General features: G+C 73.1%; 22 protein-coding genes and 1 pseudogene. 11 read left to right on the plus strand and 12 right to left on the minus strand.

Features of this window, described 5'->3' with window-relative positions:
* Window positions 1-170 precede the first annotated feature (170 nt).
* Complete coding sequence (locus PV419_RS39340; RefSeq protein ID WP_319697254.1) at window positions 171-2,255, minus strand: carboxyl transferase domain-containing protein; 2,085 nt, start codon at window positions 2,253-2,255, stop codon at window positions 171-173.
* A 97-nt stretch (window positions 2,256-2,352) separates the two neighbouring features.
* On the opposite strand from PV419_RS39340, the gene PV419_RS39345 reads away from it, so the two are divergent.
* The 3 genes from PV419_RS39345 to PV419_RS39355 all read left to right on the plus strand — a co-directional run bounded on the left by PV419_RS39345 (window position 2,353) and on the right by PV419_RS39355 (window position 5,405).
* Window positions 2,353-2,724, plus strand: a complete 372-nt coding sequence (locus PV419_RS39345; RefSeq protein WP_319697256.1) for a metalloregulator ArsR/SmtB family transcription factor — start codon at window positions 2,353-2,355, stop codon at window positions 2,722-2,724.
* Window positions 2,724-2,993 carry a hypothetical protein gene (locus PV419_RS39350; RefSeq protein ID WP_319697258.1) on the plus strand — a complete coding sequence of 90 codons (270 nt, stop codon included), beginning with the start codon at window positions 2,724-2,726 and terminating at the stop codon, window positions 2,991-2,993. Before PV419_RS39345 ends, PV419_RS39350 begins: the two co-directional genes overlap by 1 nt.
* A gap of 144 nt (window positions 2,994-3,137) precedes the next feature.
* A complete protein-coding gene (locus tag PV419_RS39355; RefSeq protein WP_319697260.1) occupies window positions 3,138-5,405 on the plus strand; it encodes an MMPL family transporter in 2,268 nt (755 codons plus the stop codon).
* Here the strand turns inward: PV419_RS39355 and PV419_RS39360 are convergent.
* A complete protein-coding gene (locus PV419_RS39360) occupies window positions 5,322-5,777 on the minus strand; it encodes an Lrp/AsnC family transcriptional regulator (protein WP_319697262.1) in 456 nt (151 codons plus the stop codon). The genes PV419_RS39355 and PV419_RS39360 overlap by 84 nt on opposite strands.
* A gap of 80 nt (window positions 5,778-5,857) precedes the next feature.
* Between PV419_RS39360 and PV419_RS39365 the strand changes: the two genes are divergently transcribed.
* Both PV419_RS39365 and PV419_RS39370 read left to right on the plus strand, forming a co-directional pair.
* On the plus strand, window positions 5,858-7,186 hold the full coding sequence (locus PV419_RS39365; protein WP_319697264.1) for an APC family permease: 1,329 nt from the start codon (window positions 5,858-5,860) through the stop codon (window positions 7,184-7,186).
* Window positions 7,183-7,950, plus strand: a complete 768-nt coding sequence (locus tag PV419_RS39370) for a class I SAM-dependent methyltransferase (protein ID WP_319697266.1) — start codon at window positions 7,183-7,185, stop codon at window positions 7,948-7,950. Before PV419_RS39365 ends, PV419_RS39370 begins: the two co-directional genes overlap by 4 nt.
* Before the next feature lie 7 nt (window positions 7,951-7,957).
* Here the strand turns inward: PV419_RS39370 and PV419_RS39375 are convergent, their stop codons facing one another.
* A complete protein-coding gene (locus PV419_RS39375) occupies window positions 7,958-8,461 on the minus strand; it encodes a MarR family transcriptional regulator (RefSeq protein WP_319697268.1) in 504 nt (167 codons plus the stop codon).
* A 106-nt stretch (window positions 8,462-8,567) separates the two neighbouring features.
* On the opposite strand from PV419_RS39375, the gene PV419_RS39380 reads away from it, so the two are divergent.
* Entirely contained in the window at window positions 8,568-8,984 is a 417-nt protein-coding gene (locus PV419_RS39380) for an organic hydroperoxide resistance protein (protein ID WP_078610984.1), read from the plus strand.
* A gap of 122 nt (window positions 8,985-9,106) precedes the next feature.
* On the opposite strand, the gene PV419_RS39385 is transcribed toward PV419_RS39380, so the two are convergent.
* A complete protein-coding gene (locus tag PV419_RS39385; RefSeq protein WP_319697269.1) occupies window positions 9,107-9,553 on the minus strand; it encodes a MarR family transcriptional regulator in 447 nt (148 codons plus the stop codon).
* A 65-nt stretch (window positions 9,554-9,618) separates the two neighbouring features.
* On the opposite strand from PV419_RS39385, the gene PV419_RS39390 reads away from it, so the two are divergent.
* Window positions 9,619-10,122: a MarR family winged helix-turn-helix transcriptional regulator gene (locus PV419_RS39390; protein ID WP_319697271.1), complete on the plus strand. Its 504-nt coding sequence runs from the start codon at window positions 9,619-9,621 to the stop codon at window positions 10,120-10,122.
* A gap of 85 nt (window positions 10,123-10,207) precedes the next feature.
* A complete protein-coding gene (locus PV419_RS39395) occupies window positions 10,208-10,837 on the plus strand; it encodes a pyridoxamine 5'-phosphate oxidase family protein (protein WP_319697272.1) in 630 nt (209 codons plus the stop codon).
* Here PV419_RS39395 and PV419_RS39400 read toward each other — a convergent pair.
* Window positions 10,828-11,841, minus strand: a complete 1,014-nt coding sequence (locus tag PV419_RS39400; protein ID WP_319697274.1) for an AraC family transcriptional regulator — start codon at window positions 11,839-11,841, stop codon at window positions 10,828-10,830. The two genes, PV419_RS39395 and PV419_RS39400, sit on opposite strands and share 10 nt — an antisense overlap.
* Before the next feature lie 118 nt (window positions 11,842-11,959).
* On the opposite strand from PV419_RS39400, the gene PV419_RS39405 reads away from it, so the two are divergent.
* The gene (locus PV419_RS39405) at window positions 11,960-12,466 is read left to right on the plus strand and encodes a DUF1772 domain-containing protein (RefSeq protein WP_319697275.1); all 507 of its coding nucleotides are present in this window, start codon (window positions 11,960-11,962) and stop codon (window positions 12,464-12,466) included.
* An 86-nt stretch (window positions 12,467-12,552) separates the two neighbouring features.
* Here PV419_RS39405 and PV419_RS39410 read toward each other — a convergent pair whose 3' ends face one another.
* Window positions 12,553-13,530: a DNA polymerase Y family protein gene (locus PV419_RS39410; RefSeq protein WP_415925480.1), complete on the minus strand. Its 978-nt coding sequence runs from the start codon at window positions 13,528-13,530 to the stop codon at window positions 12,553-12,555.
* A gap of 338 nt (window positions 13,531-13,868) precedes the next feature.
* Window positions 13,869-17,459, minus strand: coding sequence for a DNA polymerase III subunit alpha (locus PV419_RS39415; RefSeq protein ID WP_319697277.1), 3,591 nt, complete (start codon window positions 17,457-17,459; stop codon window positions 13,869-13,871).
* A gap of 251 nt (window positions 17,460-17,710) precedes the next feature.
* Here PV419_RS39415 and PV419_RS39420 point away from each other — a divergent pair, with 251 nt between their 5' ends.
* Entirely contained in the window at window positions 17,711-18,196 is a 486-nt protein-coding gene (locus tag PV419_RS39420) for a PPOX class F420-dependent oxidoreductase (protein WP_319697279.1), read from the plus strand.
* Between the two features lie 185 nt (window positions 18,197-18,381).
* Complete coding sequence (locus PV419_RS39425; protein ID WP_319697280.1) at window positions 18,382-18,825, plus strand: subtilase-type protease inhibitor; 444 nt, start codon at window positions 18,382-18,384, stop codon at window positions 18,823-18,825.
* 60 nt (window positions 18,826-18,885) lie between these two features.
* On the opposite strand, the gene PV419_RS39430 is transcribed toward PV419_RS39425, so the two are convergent.
* From PV419_RS39430 to PV419_RS39445, 5 genes and pseudogenes are all read right to left on the minus strand, one after another.
* A complete protein-coding gene (locus tag PV419_RS39430) occupies window positions 18,886-19,959 on the minus strand; it encodes a S1 family peptidase (protein WP_319697282.1) in 1,074 nt (357 codons plus the stop codon).
* A 170-nt stretch (window positions 19,960-20,129) separates the two neighbouring features.
* Window positions 20,130-20,396 carry a DUF6895 family protein gene (locus PV419_RS53525; protein WP_415925481.1) on the minus strand — a complete coding sequence of 89 codons (267 nt, stop codon included), beginning with the start codon at window positions 20,394-20,396 and terminating at the stop codon, window positions 20,130-20,132.
* Window positions 20,397-21,028: 632 nt separating this feature from the next.
* Window positions 21,029-21,916, minus strand: coding sequence for a slipin family protein (locus PV419_RS39435; protein ID WP_319697284.1), 888 nt, complete (start codon window positions 21,914-21,916; stop codon window positions 21,029-21,031).
* Between the two features lie 248 nt (window positions 21,917-22,164).
* Window positions 22,165-23,070, minus strand: a complete 906-nt coding sequence (locus PV419_RS39440) for a S1 family peptidase (protein ID WP_319697286.1) — start codon at window positions 23,068-23,070, stop codon at window positions 22,165-22,167.
* A gap of 277 nt (window positions 23,071-23,347) precedes the next feature.
* Window positions 23,348-23,560 (minus strand): annotated as a pseudogene (locus PV419_RS39445) (F420-dependent methylene-tetrahydromethanopterin reductase); the annotation flags it as partial.
* Window positions 23,561-23,644: the final 84 nt, after the last annotated feature.

Below are 23,644 nucleotides of genomic sequence, written 5' to 3' on the forward strand. Positions count from 1 at the left end.
CGGAATGCCTCGTCTAGATCATTCTCGTGCACGGACCGAGATTAGGTTAGGCATGCCTAAGACCGCCAATTCGTCTCACTCGTCTGCCTCTTTGAGCCCGATTCGCCGTCAACCCGGCCGTCAACCCCGGGGCGGCCCCGGTCGCCCGAGATGCCCCTGGTCGGCCCTGCTCAGCCCGGCAGCCCGATGCGCCGGTGCCGGGCCCGGCGGGCGGCCAGCCGCTCGTCCTGGTCCTGGGCGCGCAGCGCGGCGAGTTCGACGCCGAGGGTGTCGCCGAGACGGGCGAGGAAGGAGTCGTACGCGTCCCCGGCCCCCTCCTCCACGATTCGGTCGACGATGCCGTGAGCGAGCAGGTCGGCGGAGCGTACGCCCTGCCGGTCGGCTATCTCGTACGCCCGCTCGGTGGTCCGGTAGAGGATCGCGGAGGCACCCTCGGGCGGCAGCGGGGACAGCCAGGCGTGGCGCGCCGCGAGGACCCGGTCGGCGGGGAGCAGCGCGAGCGCGGCGCCGCCCGCGCCCTGGCCGAGCAGCAGGCAGAGGGTGGGGGCGGGGAGGGTCGCCATGTCGGCCAGGCAGCGGGCGATCTCCCCGGCGAGACCGCCCTCCTCGGCCTCCCGGTTCAGGGCCGCGCCCGCGGTGTCGACGACCGTGAGCAGCGGAAGCCCGAGCTCGGCGGCGATGCGCATACCGCGCCGGGCGGTGCGCAGCCCGGCGGGGCCGAGCGGCTGTCCCCCGCCGGGTCCATCGGCCGCCGCGTCCCCGTGGCGCGCGGCCCGGTCGTGCCCGAGGACGACGCACGGCGTCCCACCGACGCGCGCGAGCGCGAGCAGCAGCCCGGGGTCGTGCTCGCCCGCGCCCGTACCGCTGAGGGGGCTCACGTCCTCGGCGGCGGCGCGCAACAAATCCCGCACCCCGGGCCGCTCGGCCCGCCGCGACCGCCGAATCGACTCCTCAGCGCTGGGCCCCCCACGCCCGGGAACCGCTCCGGCGCCACCCAGGTCGACCGCCGCGCCGTCCGCCCCCGCGCCACCGTCCGCCGCCGCGCCAGCAGGCGTCGCCGCGCCGCCGTCCGCCGCCGCGGAGGGCGCCGCCGCGTTGTGCCCAGGGCCCGTCGGCGATTCGCCGCGGCCCGTTGACGCGGGGGCCGCGTCCAGGCCAGGCCCCCCGCCCCCGGCGCGCCCGCCCGCACCCGCGCCCGGAGACGAGGCGGACGGACCACCGCCCCCAGCAGCGGCCGGACCATCAGCCGCGGGCCCAACCCCCGTACGCGGCCCCTCGCCGCTCACCACAACAGCCGCGTCCGGGCCATAACCGTCCGCGGCACCGGGCGAAGTATCCGGTCTGGCCTCAGGTTCCAGCGCGCGGTCCGCCTGGTCACCCACCTCTGTGGGGCGGCCCGCCTCGGCCCCCAGCTCGCGGCCGACGGCGGGCTCCGTGGGCGACTCCTCGGGGGCGCCCACAGCCGCCCGGCCTCCGCCGGAGACCGCGCCCGGCTCCGGGGGCGTCCCGGCGGCGGGGCCGGACGGCCCTGCCGCCGGGACGGCCCCGTTCCCGTTCGCCACAGCGGCCGCGTCCCCGCACAGGACCCTCAGCACGCGCGCCGCCACCTCCGACAGCCGCTCGGGCGGCAGGACCGCGTCCACCAGGCCGTGGGCCATCAGGTTCTCCGCGACCTGGACGCCCGCCGGGAATTCCTCCCCGTACAGCGCCTCGTGCACCCGCGGCCCCAGGAAGCCGATCAGCGCGCCCGGCTCGGCGGCGGTGACGTGTCCGAGCGAGCCCCAGGAGGCGAGCACTCCGCCCGTCGTCGGGTGGCGCAGGTGGACGAGGTAGGGCAGGCCGGCCGCCTTGTGGTCGGTGATCGCCGCGGCGACCTTCACCATCTGCAGAAACGCGACCGTGCCCTCCTGCATCCGCGTGCCGCCGGACGCGGGCGCCGCGAGGAGCGGCAGCCGCTCCGCCGTCGCCCGCTCCACGGCGCGCACCAGCCGCTCCCCCGACGCGACGCCGATCGACCCGGCGAGGAAGCGGAACTCACAGGCCACGATGGCCACCCGCCGCCCCTCGATGCGGCCCTCGCCGGTGATGACGGACTCGTCGAGGCCGGTGCGCTCGCGCGCCCGCTCCAGGTCGGCCCGGTAGGCGGGGTCGTCCGTCGTGATGTCGACCGGCTCGTCCCAGCGGCGCCAGCTGCCCGGGTCGACGACGGTCTCGATCAGCTGGAGGGCTGATGTGCGGGGGTGTGTTCCGGCCATGGTCACACCCTGCCACGGGCAACAGTGCCACCGACAAGGGCTGTCTCAACCATCCTAGGCATGTGCTAACTTTTCTTGGCATGTGCAGGGTTTCGCTATGACTACCTCGGTGCCGGGCGGCGGGCCCCGCGACCTCAGCGGCGACGAGCTGGTGCGCGTACTGGCGACACTGGCCAATCCGCACCGCCTGCGGGTCGTCGCGGCGCTCGCGCGGGAGCGCATGTATGTGAGCGAGCTGGCCCGCGCGCTGGGCATCAGCCGGGCGCTGCTCCAGGTCCATCTGCGCAAGTTGGAGGCGGCCGGGCTGGTGACGGCCCGGGTCGAGGTGTCGGAGGACGGCAAGGCCATGAAGTTCTACGAGGTCGAGCGGTTCGCGATCCAGCTGACACCGGAGGCCGTCGAGGCCGCGGAGCGGACGCTGACCCCGCCGGGCGACGGCCCGCGCGAGGAGACGAAAGGATCGAAGTGATGGACATACGGGAGTGGACCGAGGTCGTGGGGGCCTTCGGCCTCTTCGCCCTGGTGACCACGGTGCTCACGACGATCATCTGGCAGTTCGCGGCGACCCGGCGCGCGAAGGTCCAGGTGGTGCGGGAGTTGGAGTACCGCAAGCTCGCCGAGAGCGCCGCCGCCGCGCAGCAGGGTACGGAGGAGCGGCTGAAGGAGATCGGCGAGCGCCTGGCGCAGATGCAGGGCCGGATGGATTCGCTGGAGCGCATCCTCCAGACCGTCGAGTAGACCGTCGAACAGGCGGTCGGGCAACAACACACAGGCCCTGGGCCGTCGAGCGGCAACTCGACGGCCCAGGTGAAGGAAGAAGCATCACCTCGCCCATGGGCGAGTTCTCACGGATACGTCCCTTCGTGGAAAGGACAGCAGCTCATGCTGCGCAAAAGCAAGTCGCGACAGACCCTGGTGGAGCGGGTCGCGGGGTGGTCCGTCCGCCATCGCGCCCTCGCGATCGCGGGCTGGTTCGCACTGGTGGTCGTGGCGGTCCTGGCGAGCGCGATCATGCCGGGCGAGACGGCGAACAGCACCGACCCCGGCGAGTCGGGCCGCGCGGGCCAGGTGCTGGACGCGCAGCGGGAGTATGCGCCGCCCCAGGAGAACGTCCTGGTCCAAGCCCGGACACCCGACCGCACACCCAGGCGCTTCACCGAGAGCCCTGAGCTGCGCCGGGCCACCCAGGACCTGGTCACGACGCTGCGCCGCACCCCGGGCGCGGTGACCGCGGTCCGCTCCCCGCTGGAGCGCGACGGAAGCCGGCTGGTGTCGAAAGACGGCCGCTCGGGTCTGGTCACCTTCACCGTGGCGGGGACCGTCGAGAGGAGGGCCGAGCACTACGACGCCGCGACCAAGGCGGTGAAGACCGTACAGGCCCGCCACCCTCAGGTGCGGCTGGCGCAGGCGGGCGACAGAAGCCTGTCGCGCGTGGTGGACGAGGGCATCAAGGGTGACTTCAAGCGGGCCGAGTTCTTCTCGCTGCCGCTCACCGTGGGGATCCTGCTGGTGGTGTTCGGCTCGCTGATCGCCGCCGCGATCCCGCTGCTGCTGGCGGCCACCACGGTCGTCGCCACCTTCGGCTTTCTCCAGGTGCTCGCCCGCTGGGTGCCGGTGAACAGCGCCACGTCCTCCATGGTGCTGCTGATCGGCGTGGCGGTGGGCGTCGACTACTCGCTGTTCTATCTGCGCCGGGCGCGCGAGGAGCGCGCGGCCGGGCACGGCGTCGCGGAGGCGCTGCGGATCACGGCGCGCACCTCGGGGCGGGTGGTGGTGGTCTCGGGTCTGACGGTGATGCTGTGCCTGGTCGGGCTGCTGTTCACGGGGCTGGACAACTTCAAGGGGCTGACGACCGGCGCGGTGCTGGTGGTCGGGGTGGCGATGGTCGGCTCCGTGACCGTGCTGCCCGCCCTGCTGGCCCTGTTGGGGCACCGGGTGGACACGGCCCGTATCCCGTGGGTGGGCCGCCGCCGGACCGCGGCGGACCGGTCCCGGGCCTGGGCGGCGGTGGCCGGCGCGGTGGTGCGGCGCCCGCTGGTGTGGGGCGGCTCGGCGGCGCTGGCGCTGCTGGTGCTCGCGCTGCCCGCGCTGGACATGCGGCTGCAGGACGCGGCGGTGACCGACAGCCTGTCGCGGAAGGTGCCGACGGTGGACGCGGCGGCCCGGATGCAGGAGGCGTTCCCGGGAGCCCCGGCCCCGGCGTCGGTGGTGATCTGGGGAAAGCGGGATCCCGACGCCGTGGACAGCCCGGCGGTACGGAGGGCGGTGGAGAGCCTGCACGGGCGGGCCGCGGCGAGCGGCGGGGCGCTCAACGAGCCCATCTCGGCCACCAAGGTGGGCCGGGCGCTGGTGGTGCGGGTGCCGCTGGCGAGCTCCGGCACCGACGACGCGGCGAACCGGGCGCTGGAGACGCTGCGCGAGCGGACCCTGCCCGCCGCGCTGGGCGAGGTGGCGGGGGGCGACGGCGGAATCGACTACGCGGTCGGCGGCAAGACGGCCTTCGCGTACGACTTCACCCGCCAAGTGACCGACCGCACGCCGTACGTCTTCGCCTTCGTGCTGCTGCTGGCCTTCGTGCTGCTGGTCGTCGCGTTCCGCTCGCCGGCCATGGCGCTGGTGTCGATCGTGCTGAACCTGCTGTCGATCGGGGCCGCTTACGGGGTGCTGACCTGGGTGTTCCAGGACGGCCACCTGGGTTCGGCGCTCGGCTTCACCTCGTACGGCGGGGTGGTCGGCTGGCTGCCGCTGTTCATGTTCGTCATCCTCTTCGGGCTGAGCATGGACTACCACATCTTCGTGCTCAGCCGGATCCGCGAGCGCCGGCTCGCCGGGGAGGAGGCGCGCGAGGCGGTGGTGGGGGGCATCGCGTCCGGCGCGGGCGTGGTGACCAGCGCGGCCGTCATCATGACCGCGGCCTTCAGCGTCTTCGTCGTGCTGTCCGCGATCGAGTACAAGATGATGGGCGTCGGGCTGGCGGTGGCCGTCCTCATCGACGCGACGCTGGTGCGCGGGGTGCTGCTGCCCGCCGCGATCACGCTGCTCGGGCGGAGGTCCTTCCCGCAGGCGTCACTCCAGGGGCGCGATCGCATCGCCCGCCACATGCTGGTAGATGATCGAGCTGCGGAAGTCGACCACCTCCCGGCGCCCTGAGAGGCGGTCCATCAGGAAGGCGTGCAGCCGGTCCACGTCCGGCACCGCGACATGGACGAGGAAGTCGTCGCCGCCCGCGACGACGTACACGGACAGCACCTCGGGGAGGGGCACCAGGTACGCCTTGAAGCCCTCGATGACCTCCCGGCTCAGCGGCCGGATGCGGACCGCGACCAGCGCCTGCACCGGGCGGTTCAGGGCGCGCAGGTCGACGGTCGCGCGATAACCGGTGATCACCCCGCGCTCCCGCAGGCCGCGCACCCGCTCCAGGCAGGTGGAGGGGGCGATGCCGAGGGTGCGCGCGAGGTCGCGGTTCGTCTGCCGTGCGTCGCGCTGCAGTTCGCGGACGATCGCCGTATCAAGTTCGTCCATGGCGCCTCCCCAGCCCGGCTCACCGAATTTCGTTCGGTGAGCCGGTCAGCTCATCGGTGTTTCAGCTAGCTTCTCGAGCTGTGACCGTACAACGTACTCCAACTCCTGTTTCCCCACGTCCGCCGGCAGCCCGCTCGGGCGTTCGCCGCCTCGGGATCGGCGGCGGCACCGCCCTGTACGCGGGCGCCGTCCTCGGCCCCGGCGTGCTCGCGCTGCCCGCGCTCGCCGCCGCTGCCGCCGGCCCGGCCTCGGTCCTCGCCTGGGCCGCGCTGCTGGCGACCAGCATCCCGGTCGCCGCCTGCTTCGCCGCGCTCGGCGCGCGGTTTCCCGACGGGGGCGGGGTGGCGACGTACGTCCACCGGGCCTTCGGGCCACGGGCGGCGGCGACCGTCGGGTGGTGGTTCTTCGGGGTGGTGCCGGTCGGGGTGGTCGCGGGCGCCTGGATCGGCGGCCAGTACACCGCCGCCGCGGCGGGCCTCGGCGAGGCGGGCACGGCGGCCGTGGCCGGGCTGGTGCTGACGGCCGCCTTCGCCGCGAACCTTGGCGGACTGCACCTGTCCAGCCGGGTACAGCTGCTGCTCGTGGGCCTGCTGGCGGCGCTGCTGCTGGCCGCGGTCCTGGCGGCGGTGCCGCATCTGCGCGCCGCGCACTTCACGCCCTTCATGCCGGGCGGCTGGAGCTCGGTCGGCTCGGCGGCCGGGGTGCTCTTCTTCGCCTTCGTGGGCTGGGAGGCGGCCAGCCATCTGTCCGCCGAGTTCGCCGATCCGCGCCGGGACCTGCCACGGGTCACCGCGCTCACCCTCGCCGTGGTCACCGTGCTGTACCTGGGGCTCTCGCTGGCGACGGTCGGCGCGCTCGGCCCCGCCGCCGCGACCACGGACACCCCGCTGACCGAACTGCTGGCGCGGAGCGTGGGCGGCGCGGCCCGGCCGGTGGCCGCGGTCGCGGCTCTGTTCCTCACGTTCGGCGCCGTCAACGCCTACCTGGCGGGCGCGGCCCGGCTCGGCGCCGCCCTCGCCCGCGACGGCGCGGCGCCCCGGTGGCTGGCCCGGGGCGGCAGGCCCGGCGAGGTGCCGCGCCGCAGCCTGGCCGTGCTGGCCGGGGCGTGCGCCCCGGGCGGGGTGGTGGCCGCGACGGGCGCGGCCGACCTCGACCGGCTGATGCGCGCCACCTCCACCTGTCTCGCCGCGGTCACCCTGGCGGGGCTGCTGGCGGCTCTCAAGCTGCTTCCGCGCCGAACTCCCCTATGGTGGTCGGCGGTTGGCAGCGCGGCCGTCGTCTCCACCGTTCTCGCCCTCTCCGGGCCGCTGTTGCTGATCCCGCTCGGGCTGGCCGTCGCCGCGCTCTGCTTCCAGGCCTTCGCCCGCCGACGCCCCGCCCGGGGCCGCGACCACGAGGACCACGTATGACCACGTCCGCCGAACGACACTACGAGCAGCTGCTGGCCGCCCACTACACCTGGATGACCGGAGGCGATGTGGCCGCGTCCGCCGAGGACGAGGCCAAGCTGTTGCGCGGACTCGGCGTGGCCCCGGCCTCCCCCGGCCCCTCCCCGGCTGTCGACCTGGGCTGCGGGCCCGGCGCCCAGGCGCTCGCCCTCGCGGCGCTCGGCTTCTCGCCGGTGATCGCGGTGGACACCAGCCAGGCCCTGCTGGACGAACTCACCGCGGCCGCGAAGCGGTTCCCGGATGCCGCGATTCGGCCCGTACGAGCCGACCTCCGCACCGCCCTGCCCGAACTCACCGCGCCGGGCGAGACGGACGTGATCGTGTGCATGGGCGACACACTGACCCATCTGCCCGCCAAGGACGACGTGCCCGCCCTGCTCGCCGACGCCGCCCGCGCGCTGGCCCCGGGCGGCCGCCTGGTCATCACCTACCGCGACCTGACCCGACCGCTGGAGGGCACGGACCGCTTCCTGCCGGTGCGGAGCGACGCGGATCGCATCCTCACCTGCTTCCTCGAATACATCGACGCCGACACCGTGCGGGTCCACGACCTGCTGCACCTGCGGACGGCCGAGGGCTGGACGCTGCGGACCTCGTCGTACCCGAAGCTGCGCATCGCGGCGGACTGGCTCGCGGGCCGGTGCCGGGACGCGGGCCTGGAGGTGGCCCATGACGAGGTGGGGCCGCGCGGCATGCGCGTCCTGGTGGCGGTGCGGCCCCGCTGACAGCGGCTCAGCTCTCCGCGTCCGCCTGCGCGGCGTCGAGCGCCGCCGTCAGCCGCTGCAGTCGGGCGCGCAGATCGACCACTTCCTCCGGGTCCAGGCCGCTGGCCTGGATGATCTGGAGAGGCACGGCCCGGGCGGCCTCCCGCAGCGCCTCGCCCTCGGCCGTCAGCCGGACCGTGACCGAGCGCTCGTCGTGGAGGCTGCGCTCGCGCTGCACGAGGCCCGTCGATTGCAGGCGCTTGAGGAGCGGCGAGAGGGTACCCGAGTCCAGGCGCAGGAACTCCCCGAGCTTCTTGACCGGCATCTCGCCGTGTTCCCACAGCACCAGCATCACCAGGTACTGCGGATAGGTCAGCTCGATGTCGCGCAGGACCCGCCGGTAGACGCTTCCGAAGGCGCGCGAGGCGGCGTGCAGGGCGAAGCAGACCTGCAGATCGAGGCGGAGCAGGTCGTCAGCGGCTTCATCCGCTGTCGGAGTCGGGGCCGTGGCCGGGCCGGTCTGGTGTGACATGTACCTAGGGTACCTCTTAATTGTGCACAACTTAATTGTGTGCTCTACTTCTGGCATGGCGGAGCGCACGACGGCGAGCCGCAGGACCCGGAAAGGGATGATCTTCATGGACGCGCTCTACACCGCGGTGGCCACGGCCAACGGACGCGACGGCCGGGCCGTGAGCTCCGACGGACAGCTGGACCTGGCCCTGGCCATGCCCCCGGAGCTGGGCGGCAGCGGCAAGGGCACCAACCCCGAGCAGCTGTTCGCCGCCGGCTACGCGGCCTGCTTCGCCAGCGCGCTCGGGCTCGTCGGCCGCCAGGCGAAGGTCGACACCAAGGACATCTCCGTCACCGCCGAGGTCGGCATCGGCAAGGACGAGTCGGACGGCGGCTTCGGGCTGAAGGTCACCCTGCGCGTCGAGCTGCCCGAGGAGCTGGAGGGCGAGACCGGCCGCAGCCTGGTCGAGCAGGCACACCAGGTGTGCCCGTACTCGAAGGCGACCCGGGGCAACATCGCCGTCGAGCTGATCGCCGAGTAATTTCAGAGCCGGGCAATTCAGAGACGGGCAATCCAGAGACGGGTCGTCCGGAGAGCGGCCAGACGGGTCCGGGGTCCGTCACCCCTTACGAGAGATGACGGACCCGCCGGCCGCCGCAGCGATCACGCGGCCGGCGCCGCGCCTGCGACCCCTCCCAGGTTCTCCGCCATGCGGCGGAGTACATCGACGGTGGCGAGGTACTCCTCGTCCGTCACCCCGCCGGTCACCCGCCGCCGGGTGGCCCCGACCCGCTCGGCCACCGCGGCGTGCCCTTCGGTGCCGAGCGGAGTGAGCGCGTACGGCCCGTCGGCGCCCTCCCGGGCGAGCCAGCCCCGGCGCTCCAGCCCGTCCAGGACCTCGTCGAGCGTGATCGCAGCCGCGCCCCAGAAGGGGCGCAGCGCCGCGGTGAGTTCATCCAGGGCCTTCGGCCCCGTCGACAGGGAGTTCAGGGCCTGCCAGTGGCGCCGGACGAGGCCACTGTCACTCAGGACGCGTTCGAACTCGACCTCGAGCAGGCCGTCCAGATACTTGAGCCAGTATCCGATCGGCTTCACGCCTTGCTCCTCCATGGCTTCTCCTCCACAGGTGCATGTAAAATAGCAACTAGATGTTCTTGATTATGCATGGAGGCATGATGGCCGACAACCGGGAACCCGTCGACGACATCGAGCGGGCCATGGTCGCCATCCGGCGCAGCCAGAGCAGGCGTTCACTGGCGCGGCTCGCGGGGCGGGACTCCGACGACGGCGCGCCGGCGAGCCGGGGCACGGCGGCGAGGGGCGCCGCCTTCGACGTCCTGGACGCGATCGAGGCGGCGGAGCAGAGCGGCGAGCCGGCCACCGTCTCCAAAGTCGCAGCCGCCCTGGCCGTCGACCAGCCCCGCGCCAGCAAGCTGGTCGCGGGGGCGGTCGAGGCCGGGCTGGTGCGGCGGGAGGCGGACCAGGCGGACGGGCGGCGCGCCCTGCTGGTCATGACCGAGGCGGGGCGCGCCCTGACGGACGAGGTCCGGCGGTTCCGGCGGTCCGTGTTCGCGGAGGCGATGGCCGAGTGGCCGGAGCCGGACCGCGCCGAGTTCGCCCGGCTGCTCACGGACTTCGTCGGCTCGCTCGGCAGGATGGGGGGCCGGGCGCCTCGGTGACAACACGACTCTGTCAGTGGGATGACGTAAAGTCTCGAACGTACGATCAGGCAGTCGGGCGGGTCGCGACCGGGGGGAGACGGTGATGGAGATGACGGACCTGGTGGAGGTCTCATCCGAGGCCGAGCTGCGGGAGCTGGTCGGCGAGCCCAATCAGCAGGCGGCCAACAAGTCCCGCCCCTCCCTGCACGAGCTGGACCGGCAGTGGCTGGCCCGGTCGCCGTTCTGCCTGATCGCCACCTCGGACGCCGAGGGACGGTGCGACGTCTCCCCCAAGGGCGACCCCGCGGGCTTCACGCTCGTGCTCGACGACACCACCATCGCGATCCCGGACCGCCCCGGCAACAAGCGGATGGACGGCTTTCGTAATGTGCTCGCCAATCCCCACGTCGGGCTGATCTACCTGCTGCCCGGGCGCGGTGACACGCTCCGGATCAACGGCCGGGCGCGGCTGCTGCGTGACGCCCCGTTCTTCGACGACATGGTGGTCAAGGGCAACCGCCCGCGGCTCGCCCTCCTCCTCGAGATCGAGGAGGTCTTCCACCACTGCTCCAAGGCGTTTCTGCGCTCGGAGCTCTGGAAGCCGGAGACGTGGCGCCCGGACGAGCTGCCGTCAAGGCCCCTGATATGCAAGGCGCTCGAAGCCCCGGACGTCCCCCTGGAAGCGCTGGAGGAGCACTACGGCCCGCGGTACGCGGAGCGGCTCTACAACTGAGGTGATGTGACGGACGTGATGACGTCGGCGGGGTCACTCGGATCGGGCTCCCGCCGGGCGGGGCCGGAATACCGGACCGTGTCGCGGTGCTGGGCGGGACTGAGGCCGCGGACCCGTTTGAACGCCGCGCTGAGCGCGAAGGCGCTGCTGTAGCCGACCTGCCGGGCGACCGAGGCGAGGGTGGCGCCGGGTTCGGCCAGCAGGTCGGCGGCGAGGGAGAGTCGCCAGCCGGTGAGGTAGGTCATCGGCGGCTCGCCCACCAGCTCGGTGAAGCGACGGGCGAGGGCGGCTCGGGAAGCACCGACCTCGGCGGCGAGATCGACAACCGTCCAGGGCCGGGCGGGATCGGAGTGCAGCAGCTGAAGCGCGGGGCCCACCACCGGGTCGCCGTGGGCCCGGTACCAGGCCGGCGCCGCGTCGGCTGACCGGGAGAACCATGTGCGCAGCGAGCTGATCAGCACGAGGTCGAGCAGCCGGTCAAGGACCACCTCCTGCCCCGGTTGATCGCGGCCCATCTCCTCCTCCAGCAGCGGCAGCAGGGGGGAGTGCCATTCCTCGGCGGTCAGCAGGAGGACGGTCGGCAGGCTGCGCAGGAGCCGTCGGCTGACCTCGCCGGGCAGCTGGTACGTGCCGCTGATCAGCACGTGCGCCGCGTCTGGGCGGTCGCCCCACATCCGGACGCCCTGGTCGAGTTCCTCGCACAGTTCGCCCCCGGCGGGGTCGGTCGACACCTGCCCGGGGTGGATCACCACCTGCGGCTCGGTCGAGGGGTGGTCCGCCACCAGGTACGGCTCGGGCCCGCGCACGATCGCCAGGTCACCGGGGCGCAGCCGCACGGCAGGTTGGCGGTCGGGAACGATCCAGCACTCGCCGCGGAGCATGGTCAGAACGGTCAGCGGCGCCTCGTCCTGGATCCGGATCGCCCAGGGCGGGTCGAACACCGAGCGAAGGAGAAACGCGTTGCGGGCGCGGGGGCCGGTGAGGAGTGCGCCGAGTGCGTCCACACCGGTCAGCGTAGGGCCTGCTGGAGGCTCGCGTATGCGGTCGAGCGTCTCGGCCATGGCTCGGGGTCCGGTCGGCCGGTTGACTGACGGTGTGGCACAACGAACGGGGATTGTCGGCATGTCGGTTATTCGCATTGTTGTTCTGTTCGGAGCGACGCTGACCACCGGACTCGGCGCCGGGCTCTTCTACTCCTATGCCTGCTCGGTGATGCCGGGTCTGGCCCAAGCCGACGACCGGAGTTTCATCGAGGTGATGCAGCGGATCAACGTGGCCATTCTCAACGGGTGGTTCATGCTCTCCTTCCTGGGCGCCCTGATGTTGATCGGGATCGCCGGGGTGCTGGAGCTGAAGGGCGGCAACCGCACCGCGCTGCTGTGGATCGGCGCGGCGGCCGTGTTCCAGCTGGCCGTGCTGGTGATCACCGGTGTGGTCAACGTCCCGCTCAACAACCGTCTGGCAGCGGCCGGTTCGCCGGACGGCATCGCCGACCTCGCCGCCGTCCGGGCCGCCTTCGAGACCACCTGGGTCCGGTGGAACCTGGTCCGCGCCCTGACCTCCACCGCCGCCTTCGCCTGCATGGCCTGGGCCCTGCGGCTCTCCGCCCGGACACCCGCCGCGGGCTGAACGGATCCACCGCCGCGGGCCGGGCCGTGGGGCACCGCGCCACCGGCCGCCCGGGCATCGCCGTGGTGAGCGTCCCGCCCTGGTTTTCAACAGGTGTCGAACCCCCCGGCCGGGCGTACCGCCCGCTCGCCGAAGCGGGCCCGCGCCCGGTCGACGGCGGCCTCGATACGGCGGGCCTTGTCGTCCACGGGGTCGAACGTCAGCTGGTGGGAGGCGAGTTCGGCGGCGGTCAGCCCCTCGGCGCGCAGCGCGATGGACCGCACCCGGGCCCGCTGCAGGCCGAGCGCGGCGTGCAGGGCGTACGCGGTGGCGGTCAGCGCCGGGGTGTGGGCGGTCGGCTCGGCCAGGGTCCGGCTGCGGGTGGTCGTGGAGCGGTCGGCGTAGCGGACGGTGAGGGTGAGGACGCGGGCGACCTGCCCGCTGGTGCGCAGCCGGGAGCCGAGCCGGTCCGCGAGGGTGAGCAGCGCGCGGCACCGGCGCTCCGGGTCCAGCTCGTCGTGGCCGAAGCGGTGTTCGGCGGCCATGGAGCGGGCCGGGGCGTTCGGGGTGACGGGGACCGGGTCGATCCCGCGCGCCCAGTCGTGCACCCGGCGCGCGGTGGCCGGGCCGAGGATCCGGCGCAGGGTGGGCAGTGGCACGGCGGCGATCCGGCCGGCGCTGTCGAGGCCGTACGAGCACAGGGTACGGGCGGTCGCCTGGCCGACGCCGGGCAGGGCGGTGGGGGGCTTGTCGGCGAGGAAGGCGGCGACCGCGTCCGGGTCGTCGGGGACGGTATGGACCGCGCCGGCGTCCTGTGCGGCCATGCGGGCGAGCAGCGGGTTGGTGGCGACGCCGACCGTGCAGTCGACGCCGTACCGGGCCAGCGCCCGGACCCGTACGATCTCCGCCAGTCCGGCCGCGTCCCGGTCGAAGTAGCGCAGCGCGCCGGCGACATCGGCGAGCGCGGCATCGGGCGGCACCGCCTCGACGACAGGGGTCACCTCGGTGAGCAGGGCGAGCAGGCCCTCGTAAGTGTCCGCGCCGAGGACGGGGTTTAGCCCGATCGTGTGATGTCCTGCTTTCAGGCTTGCGGTGTCCTGGGCAGGCCGAGATAGCGTTGCTGTGCGATCTGGGACGCCGGGTACGGCGCCAGCAGTCGGGGCCCCTGCTCCACCAGAGAGATGGTTCAGGGCCTCCCCGTCGCCTTTGGCCGCATCCACATGGCCAGATCGTGAGGGACTCCGCCCTTCCAGGACCGGACCACGGACACGATCCGTGTCGCCGCCCGGTTGCGAAAGCGGACGACCAGTACGCCCAAGACCGTTCGGGGCGTGCCAGTGCGCGGGCTCACTCCCGCTCACCGTCAAGGAACGGTGGAAGCGCACGTACAGCACATGCGGTTGCTCATGGGTCGGTCGGGGAGTCATCCCGCGCTCCCTGGGCTGGAATGCCACAGCTTGCGGCCGGTGGCGGCCTGTTCGCCCGCGGGCCGGAGGTCGGCCCACGGGTGCATGGCGTAGCCGGTGGGCAGGTGGATGCGGCGCCCGGAGTCGCCGCCGGTCTCGCTCCCGGCCCCGCTCCCGGCCTCGGCGTCCGCGCCGGCCGGGACACCGGCGGGGGCCCCGGGCTCGGGCTCCGCCCGGCCCGCGCCCGCGAGTTCGGCGGCGACCGCCTCCAGGCCGCCCTCGCGCCGGAGTTCGACCAGCTCGGCGAGGTTCCAGACCGCCGAGCCGACGACGCTGAGGCTGCGCGGCCCGCGCCGCTGGACCACGCCGCGCACCAGCAGCAGCCAGGAGTGGAAGACGGTGTGCGCGCACGCGGCGTGGCTGTCGTCGAAGAAGGCGCAGTCGACCAGCCCCGTACCGTCGTCGAGCGTGGTGAAGATGACGCGCCGCCCCGAACGGATCGGCGGGGTCTGGGTGGCCGCCTTGGCCCCGGCGACCAGCACGGTCTCGCCGTGCCGCGCGTCGCGCAGCCGCTTCGCCGGGACCGCGCCCAGTTCCTCCAGGAAGGCCCGGTGGTCGCCCATGAGGTGGCGCGAGACATCCATACCGAGGATGCCGAGCTCGGCGCCGAGACGTTCCTCCGGGTCCAGGTCGGGCAGCCCGGCGGGGGCGGGCGGCGCGGTCTCGGCCAGCGGGAGCTGGCCCTCACCGGTGCCGTCGCGCCGGGCGCCCCGCTGCTGCCGGTGCAGTTCGGCGATCTGCAGCAGCAGGTCGCGGCGGCTGGTGCCGAAGGCGTCCAACGCGCCGACCTGGGCGAGCCGTTCGGCGACCGGCCGCCCGGGGTGGGCGCGCCGCCACAGGTCCTGGAGCGAGGAATACGGCTGCCCGGCCGCGATCCGCGCGGTCTCGGCCTCGCTGATGCCGTGGACGTCGCTCAGTGCGAGCCGGATCCCGAAGCCCGCGCCCGTGAAGCCCGCGCCGGTCGCCCTGTCCGACCCCCCATCACCAGACACCAGTTCGATTCGATAGGCGGCGCCGGACCGGTTCACATCCAGCGGCAGGATCGGCACCCCGCGCCGCCGCGCGTCCGCCAGCAGCAGCCGCTTCGGATACATCCCGGGGTCGTGGGTGAGCACCCCGGCGTAGAAGGCCGCCGGGTGGTGCGCCTTGAGCCAGGCGGACTGGTAGGTCGGCACCGCGAAGGCCACGGCGTGCGCCTTGCAGAAGCCGTACGACCCGAACGCCTCGACGATCTCCCAGGTGCGCGTCAGCACCTCCGGCGGATAGCCGCGGTTCGCGGCCTCCGCGTGGAACCAGGCCCGCACCCGCCCCTGCCGCTCGGGGTCGGACAGCGCGCGCCGCGCCTCGTCGGCGAGGTCCCGTTCGCAGCCGGTCATGATCGACAGGATCTTGATGATCTGCTCGTGGAAGACGACCACGCCGTAGGTCTCGCGCAGCGCGTCCTCCAGGTCCGGATGCGGATAGCGCGGCGGCTTGCGGCCGTGCCGCGCCTCGATGAAGGGGCGCACCATGTCGGCCGCGACCGGGCCGGGCCGGAAGAGCGAGATGTCGACCACGAGGTCGTGGAAGGAGGTGGGCTGCAGCCGTCCGAGGAGGTCGCGCTGGCCGGGCGACTCGATCTGGAAGCAGCCGAGCGTCTCGGTGGAGCGGATCAGGTCGTAGGTCGCCGGGTCGTTCGGCCGCACCACCTCGGGGTCGTCCAGGTCCAGCGGCCGGCCCGTGACCCGTGCCACCTCCGCGGCCGCGTGCGCCATCGAGGACTGCATCCGCACCCCGAGGACATCGAGCTTGAGCAGCCCGAGGTCCTCGACGTCGTCCTTGTCGAACTGCGACATGGGGAAGCCCTCGCCGCTGGTGGGCACGACGGGCGTACGGGCCCGCAGCCCGGCGTCGGAGAGCAGCACCCCGCACGGGTGCATGGCGATGCCGCGGGGCAGCCCGTCCAGCGCCTCGACCAGCTCCCAGAGCCTGCCGTGACGTTTCTGCTCGGCGGCGACCGCGCGCAGCTCGGGCAGTTCGGCGAGCGCCGCGCGGGCGTCGCGGGCGCGGATGTGCGGGAAGGACTTGGCGAGCCGGTCCACCTCGGCGGGGTCCATGCCGAGGGCCGCGCCCACGTCCCGTACGGCGTGGCGCACCCGGTAGGTCTCGGGCATCGAGACGGTCGCGACCCGCTCCGCCCCGAAGCGGCCGAAGATCGTGCGGTAGACCTCCAGGCGGCGCGCGGACTCCACGTCGATGTCGATGTCCGGCAGCGCGGCCCGCCGCACCGACAGGAAGCGCTCCATCAGCAATCCGTTCGCGACGGGGTCGGCGTGCGCGATGCCGAGGAGGTGGTTGACGAACGAGCCCGCGCCGGAGCCGCGGGCGGCCACCCGGATGCCGAGCGCCCGGGTGTCGTCGACGACCTGGGCGACGGTGAGGAAGTACGAGGCGAAGCCCAGCCGCTCGATGGTGCGCAGCTCGTCCTCCAGCCGCCCCCACCGCTCGTGGTCGCGGTCGTAGCCGCGCAGCACCATGGCGGCGGCGCAGCGCGAGCGCAGCACCCGCTCGGCGCTCCGGTGTCCGGCCCCGACCAGGTGCGGCTCGGGGAAGTGGATGCTGCCGAGGCCGAGGTGGTCCTCGGGGTCGACGAGGCATGCGGCGGCGGTGTGCGCGGTCTCCTCCAGCAGCCGGTGCGCGGCGTCCCGCCGCCATCCCGCGGCCTCCGCGATCTTCTCGGCGATCCGCGCCATGTCCCGCGGACCCTTGAGCCAGCGCTCGCCGCTGTCGAGCGCCGCGAGGTCGCGCGGGTCGATCGGCACCAGTCTGCGGGCGGCGTCCAGCACATCGGCGACCGGGCCCTGCCCGGGGTCGGCGTACCGTACGGCGTTGCTCAGCACGACCCGTACGCCCTGGTCGGCGGCGAAGCCGACGGTACGGGCGGCGAGCCGCAGCGAGCCGGGGCCGGTGCCGGTGCGGCCGTGCCACACGGCCTCCAGGCGCAGCGCGTCGCCGAACAGCTCGCGCCAGGGGGCGATCAGCTGCTCGGCCCGGTCGGGCCGCCCGGCGGCCAGGGCCCGGCCGACGTCGGAGTCCGGGCCGAGGAGCACGGTCAGCGGGGCGAGGGCGGTGGCGCCGCCGCCGCTTGCGAGGTCTTCCCAGTGCAGCAGGGACTGCCCGGCGCCGCCCGGGTGGGCTTCTGCGTGGGCGGCCGAGACCAGCCCGCACAGCGCGGCCCAGCCGGCCGCGCCGCCCCGCGCCAGGAAGACCGCGCGGGGCGCGGACTCGTCGATGAACGCCCCGCCGCGCACCGGTGTGCGCCGCCGGACCGTACGCCCCGGCTCCACGGCCCGCGCCCGTACGGCGAGGTCCACCCCGAAGAGCGGCCGCACCCCCGCGGCCGCGCCCGCCTTGGCGAACCGGACCGCCCCGGCGAGGCTGTCGCGGTCCGTCAGCGCGATCGCGTCCATGCCGCGCTCGGCGGCGCACTGGGCCAGCCGCTCCGGGTGGACGGCTCCGTACCGCATGGAGAACCCGGAGGCGGTGTGCAGATGCGTGAACCCTGGCATCCGCACCTCCCGCTGTTTGTCGCACCCCCCTGCCGTCCCTGCTCGCCACGCGGCGGAGCCGCATGTAGCGCAGCCCCCGGACCCACCTTAAACCAATTCTCGAACACTCGTGCGAAACGACTCGCCTCCCGCGCGACCTGCGGGAATGACACCTTCCCCTTTCACCATAAGGGACTAAAACCTCATAACACCCACATCGCAAGGCGGTGCGCCCATACCGGCCCGGCGGCCGGCCGCGTAGGGTCACCGCCATGACCGACCGCCCCGACCACGCCACGGAATCCGACGACACCGACCTGCTCGGCCTGTTGCGGGAGCAGCGCACCGGCGCGCTCGTCACCCTCAAGCGCGACGGCCGCCCCCAGCTCTCCAACGTCGCCTTCGCCTACGACCCCACGGCGCGCCTCATCCGCATCTCGGTCACCGACGACCGCGCCAAGACCCGCAATCTGCGCCGCGATCCGCGCGCGAGCTTCTATGTCACCAGCGGCGACCGCTACTCCTACCTGGTCGCCGAGGGAAACGCCGAGCTGACCCCGGTCGCGGCCGCCCCCCACGACGCCACCGCCGACGAGCTGGTCGAGGTCTACCGCGCCATCGCGGGCGAGCACCCGGACTGGGAGGAGTTCCGCGCCGCGATGGTCGCCGAGCGGCGGCTGGTGGTGCGGCTGCGGGCCGAGCGGGCGTACGGGTGGGGTCGGGAGAGCGGCGCGCTGAGCGGCTCACTCGACGGCTGACCGGCGCCGTGCGACCCGGCCAGGTCACCGCCGCGTGCTCCCAGGGAACGCACCTTCCTCGCGCAACAATGAGCCACCACATGATTACGTGTTGCGACCGGAAGTGATCGAGTGATGTGCGTTCCTGATATGCATCGCGTGCGACTCCGTCCGGTATCCGCAACCACGAGCAAGGAGTGTTCGAAATGCGGAGAACCGCAGGGGCGATCGCTCTGGGCGCCGCCTTGACCTTGAGCAGCGTGGTGGGGACAGGAGCCGGTGGCGTGGCGAGCGCCGCGCCCGCGCAGCCGAGGAGCCTGTATCCGGCCTCGGCGCTGGTGCTCAGCTACGGAGAGGGGGAGGACGCGGCCTCGGCCCCGGTGCGGCGCGCGGTGACGCTGAGCTGTCACCCCACCCCGGCCGGCACCCACCCGACGCCCCGTCGGGCCTGCGCCGAACTGCGCGCGGTCGACGGGACGTTCCGGGCGCTGACGGCCAGGACGGAGCACGGCCGGGTCTGCACGAAGGAGTGGCGCCCGGTCACCGTCACCGCGGAGGGGGTCTGGGAGGGCCGCCGGGTCTGGTACGAGCACACCTTCCCGAACCCCTGCCTCAAGAACAGCCTCCGGAGCCAGCTGTTCGGCTTCTGAGTGCCCGAGCGCGCTGACCGGCAGGGCCCCGAAGGCCCTGCCGGCCGGCGTGTCAGCCCCTCAGCCGATCTCGGCGTCGAACGCCTGGAGCGCCTCCGGCACCGGCTGGAAGAAGGTCTCACCGCCCGAGGAGCAGTCGCCGCTGCCGCCCGAGGTCAGCCCCAACGCGGTGTCGTCCGCGAAGAGCGAGCCGCCGCTGTCGCCGGGCTCGGCGCACACGGTGGTCTGGATCAGCCCCTCGACCGTGCCCTCCTGGTAGTTGACGGTCGCGTCGAGGGCGGTGACCTTGCCGTCGTGCACCTGGGTCGTGCTGCCGCTGCGCTGCACCGTCTGGCCGACCGTGGCCTCACCGGCCTTGGTGATGGCCTGCGTGCCGCCGTAGAGGTTCACCTCGCTCGGGTGCGCGGTGTCGCCGGTGTATTTGACCAGCCCGTAGTCGTTGTCGGGGAAACTGCTGCCCGCGTTCTTGCCGATCTCCGCGCCGCCCTGGGAGTCGGACCAGCTGCTGATCGCCTCGGTGCAGTGACCGGCGGTCAGGAAGTACGGCTCACCGCCCTTGACGACGTTGAAGCCCAGCGAGCAGCGCCCGCCCTGGCCCCAGATGGGGTCGCCGCCCGCGATGAAGGTCCGGAACGTCCCGGCCGAACGCCGCACCTCGACCTTGTCGCCGAGCCCGTCGGCCACCTCGTTGAGCCGGTCGAGCCGGGCTCCCTCGACCGTGCGGTCAGCCGTTACGACGACCTTGTCGGTCCTCGGGTCGACCGACCACGAGGTGCCGGGGATGGTCGCCTTGTCCTTCAGTACCGCACGGGCGGCGCCGAGCTGCGCCAGCGAGTACTTGACCACCCTGGCCTCGGCCCCGGCCGCGCGCACCTGGTCAGCGGCTGCCTGGTCCAGGACGTTGACCACCAGCTTCTTGGCCTCGGCGTCGTAGTACGCCCCGGCCGCACCGCCCTTGAGCCCGGCGATCAGGGTGGCCGCCGTCTGCCCGGCCTCGGCGGCCGAGAGGGTGGGGGGCGGCGGTGGGGTGGGGGCGGCGGTGGCGGTCTGCAGGGACAGGGCCCCGGCGGTGAGGGCCACGGCGGCGGCGCCGGTGACGACCACACGTCGCCGGGATATGCGTCGGTGCTTCAACTCAGGCCTCCTGTGGGGGGTTGGGCCCGGCGGTGAGGTGCGCCGGACCCGGAGGACTCATGGCACAGGCGTGCCTGCCCAGCCGGGGGCGCGTCCATGCCAAATTGCGCCGCCGAGTATTCCGGGGTGCGCGGGGCGCGTACAAGGTCGCGTACACGTCGCGCGAAAGATCACGAAAATGCGCCCCTGGCGCCGGGCACGGCCGTGCGGGCGCACGGCAGTTCGGAACGGGGACGCGTCGAAGGCCGGGTCGGCCGGGGTGACCTTGGCACATGCTCGACGACGTGTGCGGCGCCCATCGCGGCGAAGTGGGGGATCAGCCGCTCCAGGCCGGGGTGACGGTGGCCGGTCCGGGCGAAGTGCGCGTAACACTCCAGGACGTCGGTGGCCAGAGGGTGGCGCAGCAGCCGCTCGTACAGCAGGGCGCCCTCCTTCAGCTGCGCCCAGCAGAACCCAGCGCGATGTCCTCGTCAGCAAGGCCGCGTCCAGGGGAAGCGCGACACCGTCGGCAGCCAGCCAGGCCAGCCAGCGGGTGATGCGCGCCGCGGTGGCGACGTCCCGCCGCAGCAGCGCGCGGGTGGCGCCGCGGCCCAGGGCCAGGACACCGGAGCGTGCGGCCTGGTGCACGGGCCCGTCCAGGCCGGGCAGGGCCAGCGACGCCAGCTGCCCCATCCGCAGGGACCAGGGCACCCAGCCCCCAGTCGATCCAGGCCCTGGTCCACGGCTGCTCCCGCCCGCCCGGCGGCGCGGCGGGCGGGCGCTGCGCGGGGGGCAGCGCCGAGAGGCGGAGGCGGACGGCCGCCGATTCCTCCGGCAGCAGGGCCCGGCCGGTCAGCACATACGGAGCCAGCACGTCGGCCCCAGGACTCGCACGGCGCCCACCGCGACCGCCGCGCCTGATGCCGCCGTCGCCCTGCCTCCGTCGCCGATCGCGGACGGCTCACGATGCGCCGCCTGAAGATCCGCCGCTTGGAGATGTGCCGCCGCGACAGCCGTGCCCCCGGTGCCCCGCAGGGCATCGAGGGCACAGCGCGCCAAGAGCTCGGCCGATGGCTGGAAGAGAAAATTCTTAGCCAGAACGGCGCTGGGGCTCGGTCGGCTCGACCAGCTCGGGCATGCCGGCTGACGCCTCACCAGCGGGCAGATTGGCGGGCCGGGGCTCCGGGGCCGCCACGGAGCCGTCGGGGTGGGGCGTCTCCTGCTGGCCCCTTTCGAGGAAGCGCAGCAGCTCCACAGGGATGGGCAGCACCAGCGTGGAGTTCTTCTCGGCGGCCACCGCCATCACGGTCTGCAGCAGTCGCAGCTGCAGCGCGGACGGCGTCTCGGCCATCTGCGCGGCCGCCTCCGCCAGCTTCTTCGAGGCCTGCAGCTCCGCGTCGGCGTTGATGACGCGGGCGCGCCGCTCCCGGTCGGCCTCGGCCTGGCGAGCCATCGAGCGCTTCATGGTCTCCGGCAGCGAGACGTCCTTGATCTCCACCCGGTCGATATGCACGCCCCACCCCACGGCCGGGCTGTCGATCATGAGCTCCAGGCCCTGGTTGAGCTTCTCCCGGTTGGAGAGCAGATCGTCCAGGTCGCTCTTGCCGATGATCGAACGCAGCGAGGTCTGGGCCATCTGGGAGACCGCGAAGCGGTAGTCCTCGACCTGGACGATCGCGTCCGCCGGGTCCACGACCTTGAAGTAGACGACCGCGTCGACCCGCACGGTCACATTGTCCCGGGTGATGCCCTCCTGAGCGGGCACGGGCATGGTCACGATCTGCATGTTCACCTTGCGGAGCCGGTCGAACGCCGGAACGATCACGGTGAACCCGGGGGGCCGGATCGCCGACCTCAGCCGGCCGAGCCGGAAGACCACGCCCCGCTCGTACTGCTTGATCACGCGCGCCGCCGCTATCGCGTACACGGCCCCGCACGAGGCCACGACCGCGCCTGCTGTCACAAGCTCCTCGACCATCACGGCCACCTGCCTGCCGTATCGCGAGCGATGCCCCATCTGGGGCGCTGTTGTCCACGATAGTCCCGCCCCCGACGCACCGGGGAGAGAAGCGTCGGCAACCGGAATCGACGAAGCGGCCGGGAACGACACAGAACGCCCCTGAACGGCGGGAACCCCCGCCCGGAGGACCGGGCGGGGGTCAGGGGACTCGGCCGGACGACCGGCCGTGGGTCGGTACGGCCGTGGGGGTCCGTACCGGCCGTGGATCAGTAGACGCTCACGCCGTACGCGTTCAGCGCCTCGACGACCGGCTGGAAGAAGGTCGTGCCGCCGGAGGTGCAGTTGCCGCTGCCGCCGGAGGTGAGGCCGAGGGCAGTGCTGCCGGCGTACAGGGGGCCGCCACTGTCGCCGGGCTCGGCGCATACGGTGGTCTGGATCATGCCGTAGACGATGTCACCGCTGCCGTAGTTCACGGTGGCGTTCAGCGCGGTGACCCGGCCGCTGTGGATGCCGGTGGTGCTGCCGCGCCGGGTGACCGTCTGGCCCACGGTGGGGTTGGCGGCGCTGGTGATGTCCTGGCTGCCGACGGTGCCGGCGGGGGTCACCGAGCCGCTGTACCGGACCAGACCGTAGTCGTTGGTCGGGAAGCTGGAGCCGGACGTCGGGCCGATGGTCGTAGTGTGGCCGGAGTTGCTCCACCACGTGCCCGCGCCGTCGGTGCAGTGACCGGCGGTGACGAAGTAGTTGGCTCCGCTGCTGTTGCGCACGTTGAAGCCGAGGGAGCAGCGCCAGCTACTCGCGTAGATCGCGTCTCCGCCGGAGATCAGCTTCTGCATCTTGCCCGGAGTGCGCTTGACCTCGATCGCGTCGGCGTTGGCGCCGGCGGTGTTCTTGATCTTGGATATCTCGGCCTGCGAGACGGTGCTGTCGGCGGTGACGACAAGGGTGTTGGTCGCCTTGTCGACATACCAGGCCGTGCCCGCGACATCGGCCTTGAGGACGGCGTTGCCGGCCGCCTTGGCCTCGGCCGCGGTGAACTTGGGGGTCGCGTCGTTGCCGGCGTAGGCGCTGGGTGCGGCGAGTGCCGTCCCGGCCAGCAGGGCCGAGGTCGCGGCGACCAGGGCGAGACGTCTCGCGTGCTTGTTGTGGGGGGCGTTGCGCTTGATCCTCAACTCTTCCTCCGGGGGAATCGGGGGTCCGCTTGGGTGAGCAGGCCCGTGAGGCGCAGTCAATGAGCACGCCGACGCCGATATCAACGGCTGACGCCGCGGGGGCGTTTCCGACGTGCTCCTGACAAGCGCTCCCGGAAGTATTCGTGGACTCAACCACGGTGCGCAAGAGGACGATTGAAAAAGTCGTGGGCACAAGTCGCATGGCCCCGGCGGCTTCCGGCCACCGGGGCTGTGCACCCATCCCCTCGGGTACCTGGTTCGACGAGTCGTCGGCCGATCAGGTTCCGTTCCCCGCCGACGACTTCGCACCAAGCTGCGGAAGGCCGAGGTGTTCGCGCAGCGCACTGCCCTCGTACCGGGTCCGGAACGCACCGCGCTCCTGGAGCAGCGGCACGACCCGGTCGACGAACTCGTCGAGCCCGCCGGGGGTCGGCCGCGGTACGAGGATGAAGCCGTCGGCGGCCTCGGCCCGTACAAAAACGGCCATTTCAGCACCGTGATCGACTCCAATATCCGCCCAGACGGTGGTGTTGTTGACGCCGGGGAAGTGCGCGGCCAGGTGCATCGCCCTGGT

Origin of the sequence: Streptomyces sp. ME19-01-6, from assembly GCF_033793745.1 — a bacterium.
In the GTDB taxonomy this organism is placed as follows: Bacteria; Actinomycetota; Actinomycetes; order Streptomycetales; family Streptomycetaceae; genus Streptomyces.

Bases quoted from the DNA above. Each gene is read 5' to 3' on its own strand.
- PV419_RS39435 (WP_319697284.1), bottom strand. From the start codon at position 21,916: ATGGTCGAGGAGCTTGTGACAGCAGGCGCGGTCGTGGCCTCGTGCGGG.
- PV419_RS39380 (WP_078610984.1), top strand. From the start codon at position 8,568: ATGGACGCGCTCTACACCGCGGTGGCCACGGCCAACGGACGCGACGGC.
- PV419_RS39405 (WP_319697275.1), top strand. From the start codon at position 11,960: ATGTCGGTTATTCGCATTGTTGTTCTGTTCGGAGCGACGCTGACCACC.
- PV419_RS39340 (WP_319697254.1), bottom strand. From the start codon at position 2,255: ATGGCCGGAACACACCCCCGCACATCAGCCCTCCAGCTGATCGAGACC.
- PV419_RS39375 (WP_319697268.1), bottom strand. From the start codon at position 8,461: ATGTCACACCAGACCGGCCCGGCCACGGCCCCGACTCCGACAGCGGAT.
- PV419_RS39395 (WP_319697272.1), top strand. From the start codon at position 10,208: ATGGAGATGACGGACCTGGTGGAGGTCTCATCCGAGGCCGAGCTGCGG.
- PV419_RS39415 (WP_319697277.1), bottom strand. From the start codon at position 17,459: ATGCCAGGGTTCACGCATCTGCACACCGCCTCCGGGTTCTCCATGCGG.
- PV419_RS39355 (WP_319697260.1), top strand. From the start codon at position 3,138: ATGCTGCGCAAAAGCAAGTCGCGACAGACCCTGGTGGAGCGGGTCGCG.
- PV419_RS39350 (WP_319697258.1), top strand. From the start codon at position 2,724: ATGGACATACGGGAGTGGACCGAGGTCGTGGGGGCCTTCGGCCTCTTC.
- PV419_RS39360 (WP_319697262.1), bottom strand. From the start codon at position 5,777: ATGGACGAACTTGATACGGCGATCGTCCGCGAACTGCAGCGCGACGCA.
- PV419_RS39345 (WP_319697256.1), top strand. From the start codon at position 2,353: ATGACTACCTCGGTGCCGGGCGGCGGGCCCCGCGACCTCAGCGGCGAC.
- PV419_RS39425 (WP_319697280.1), top strand. From the start codon at position 18,382: ATGCGGAGAACCGCAGGGGCGATCGCTCTGGGCGCCGCCTTGACCTTG.
- PV419_RS39370 (WP_319697266.1), top strand. From the start codon at position 7,183: ATGACCACGTCCGCCGAACGACACTACGAGCAGCTGCTGGCCGCCCAC.
- PV419_RS39385 (WP_319697269.1), bottom strand. From the start codon at position 9,553: ATGGAGGAGCAAGGCGTGAAGCCGATCGGATACTGGCTCAAGTATCTG.
- PV419_RS39390 (WP_319697271.1), top strand. From the start codon at position 9,619: ATGGCCGACAACCGGGAACCCGTCGACGACATCGAGCGGGCCATGGTC.
- PV419_RS39420 (WP_319697279.1), top strand. From the start codon at position 17,711: ATGACCGACCGCCCCGACCACGCCACGGAATCCGACGACACCGACCTG.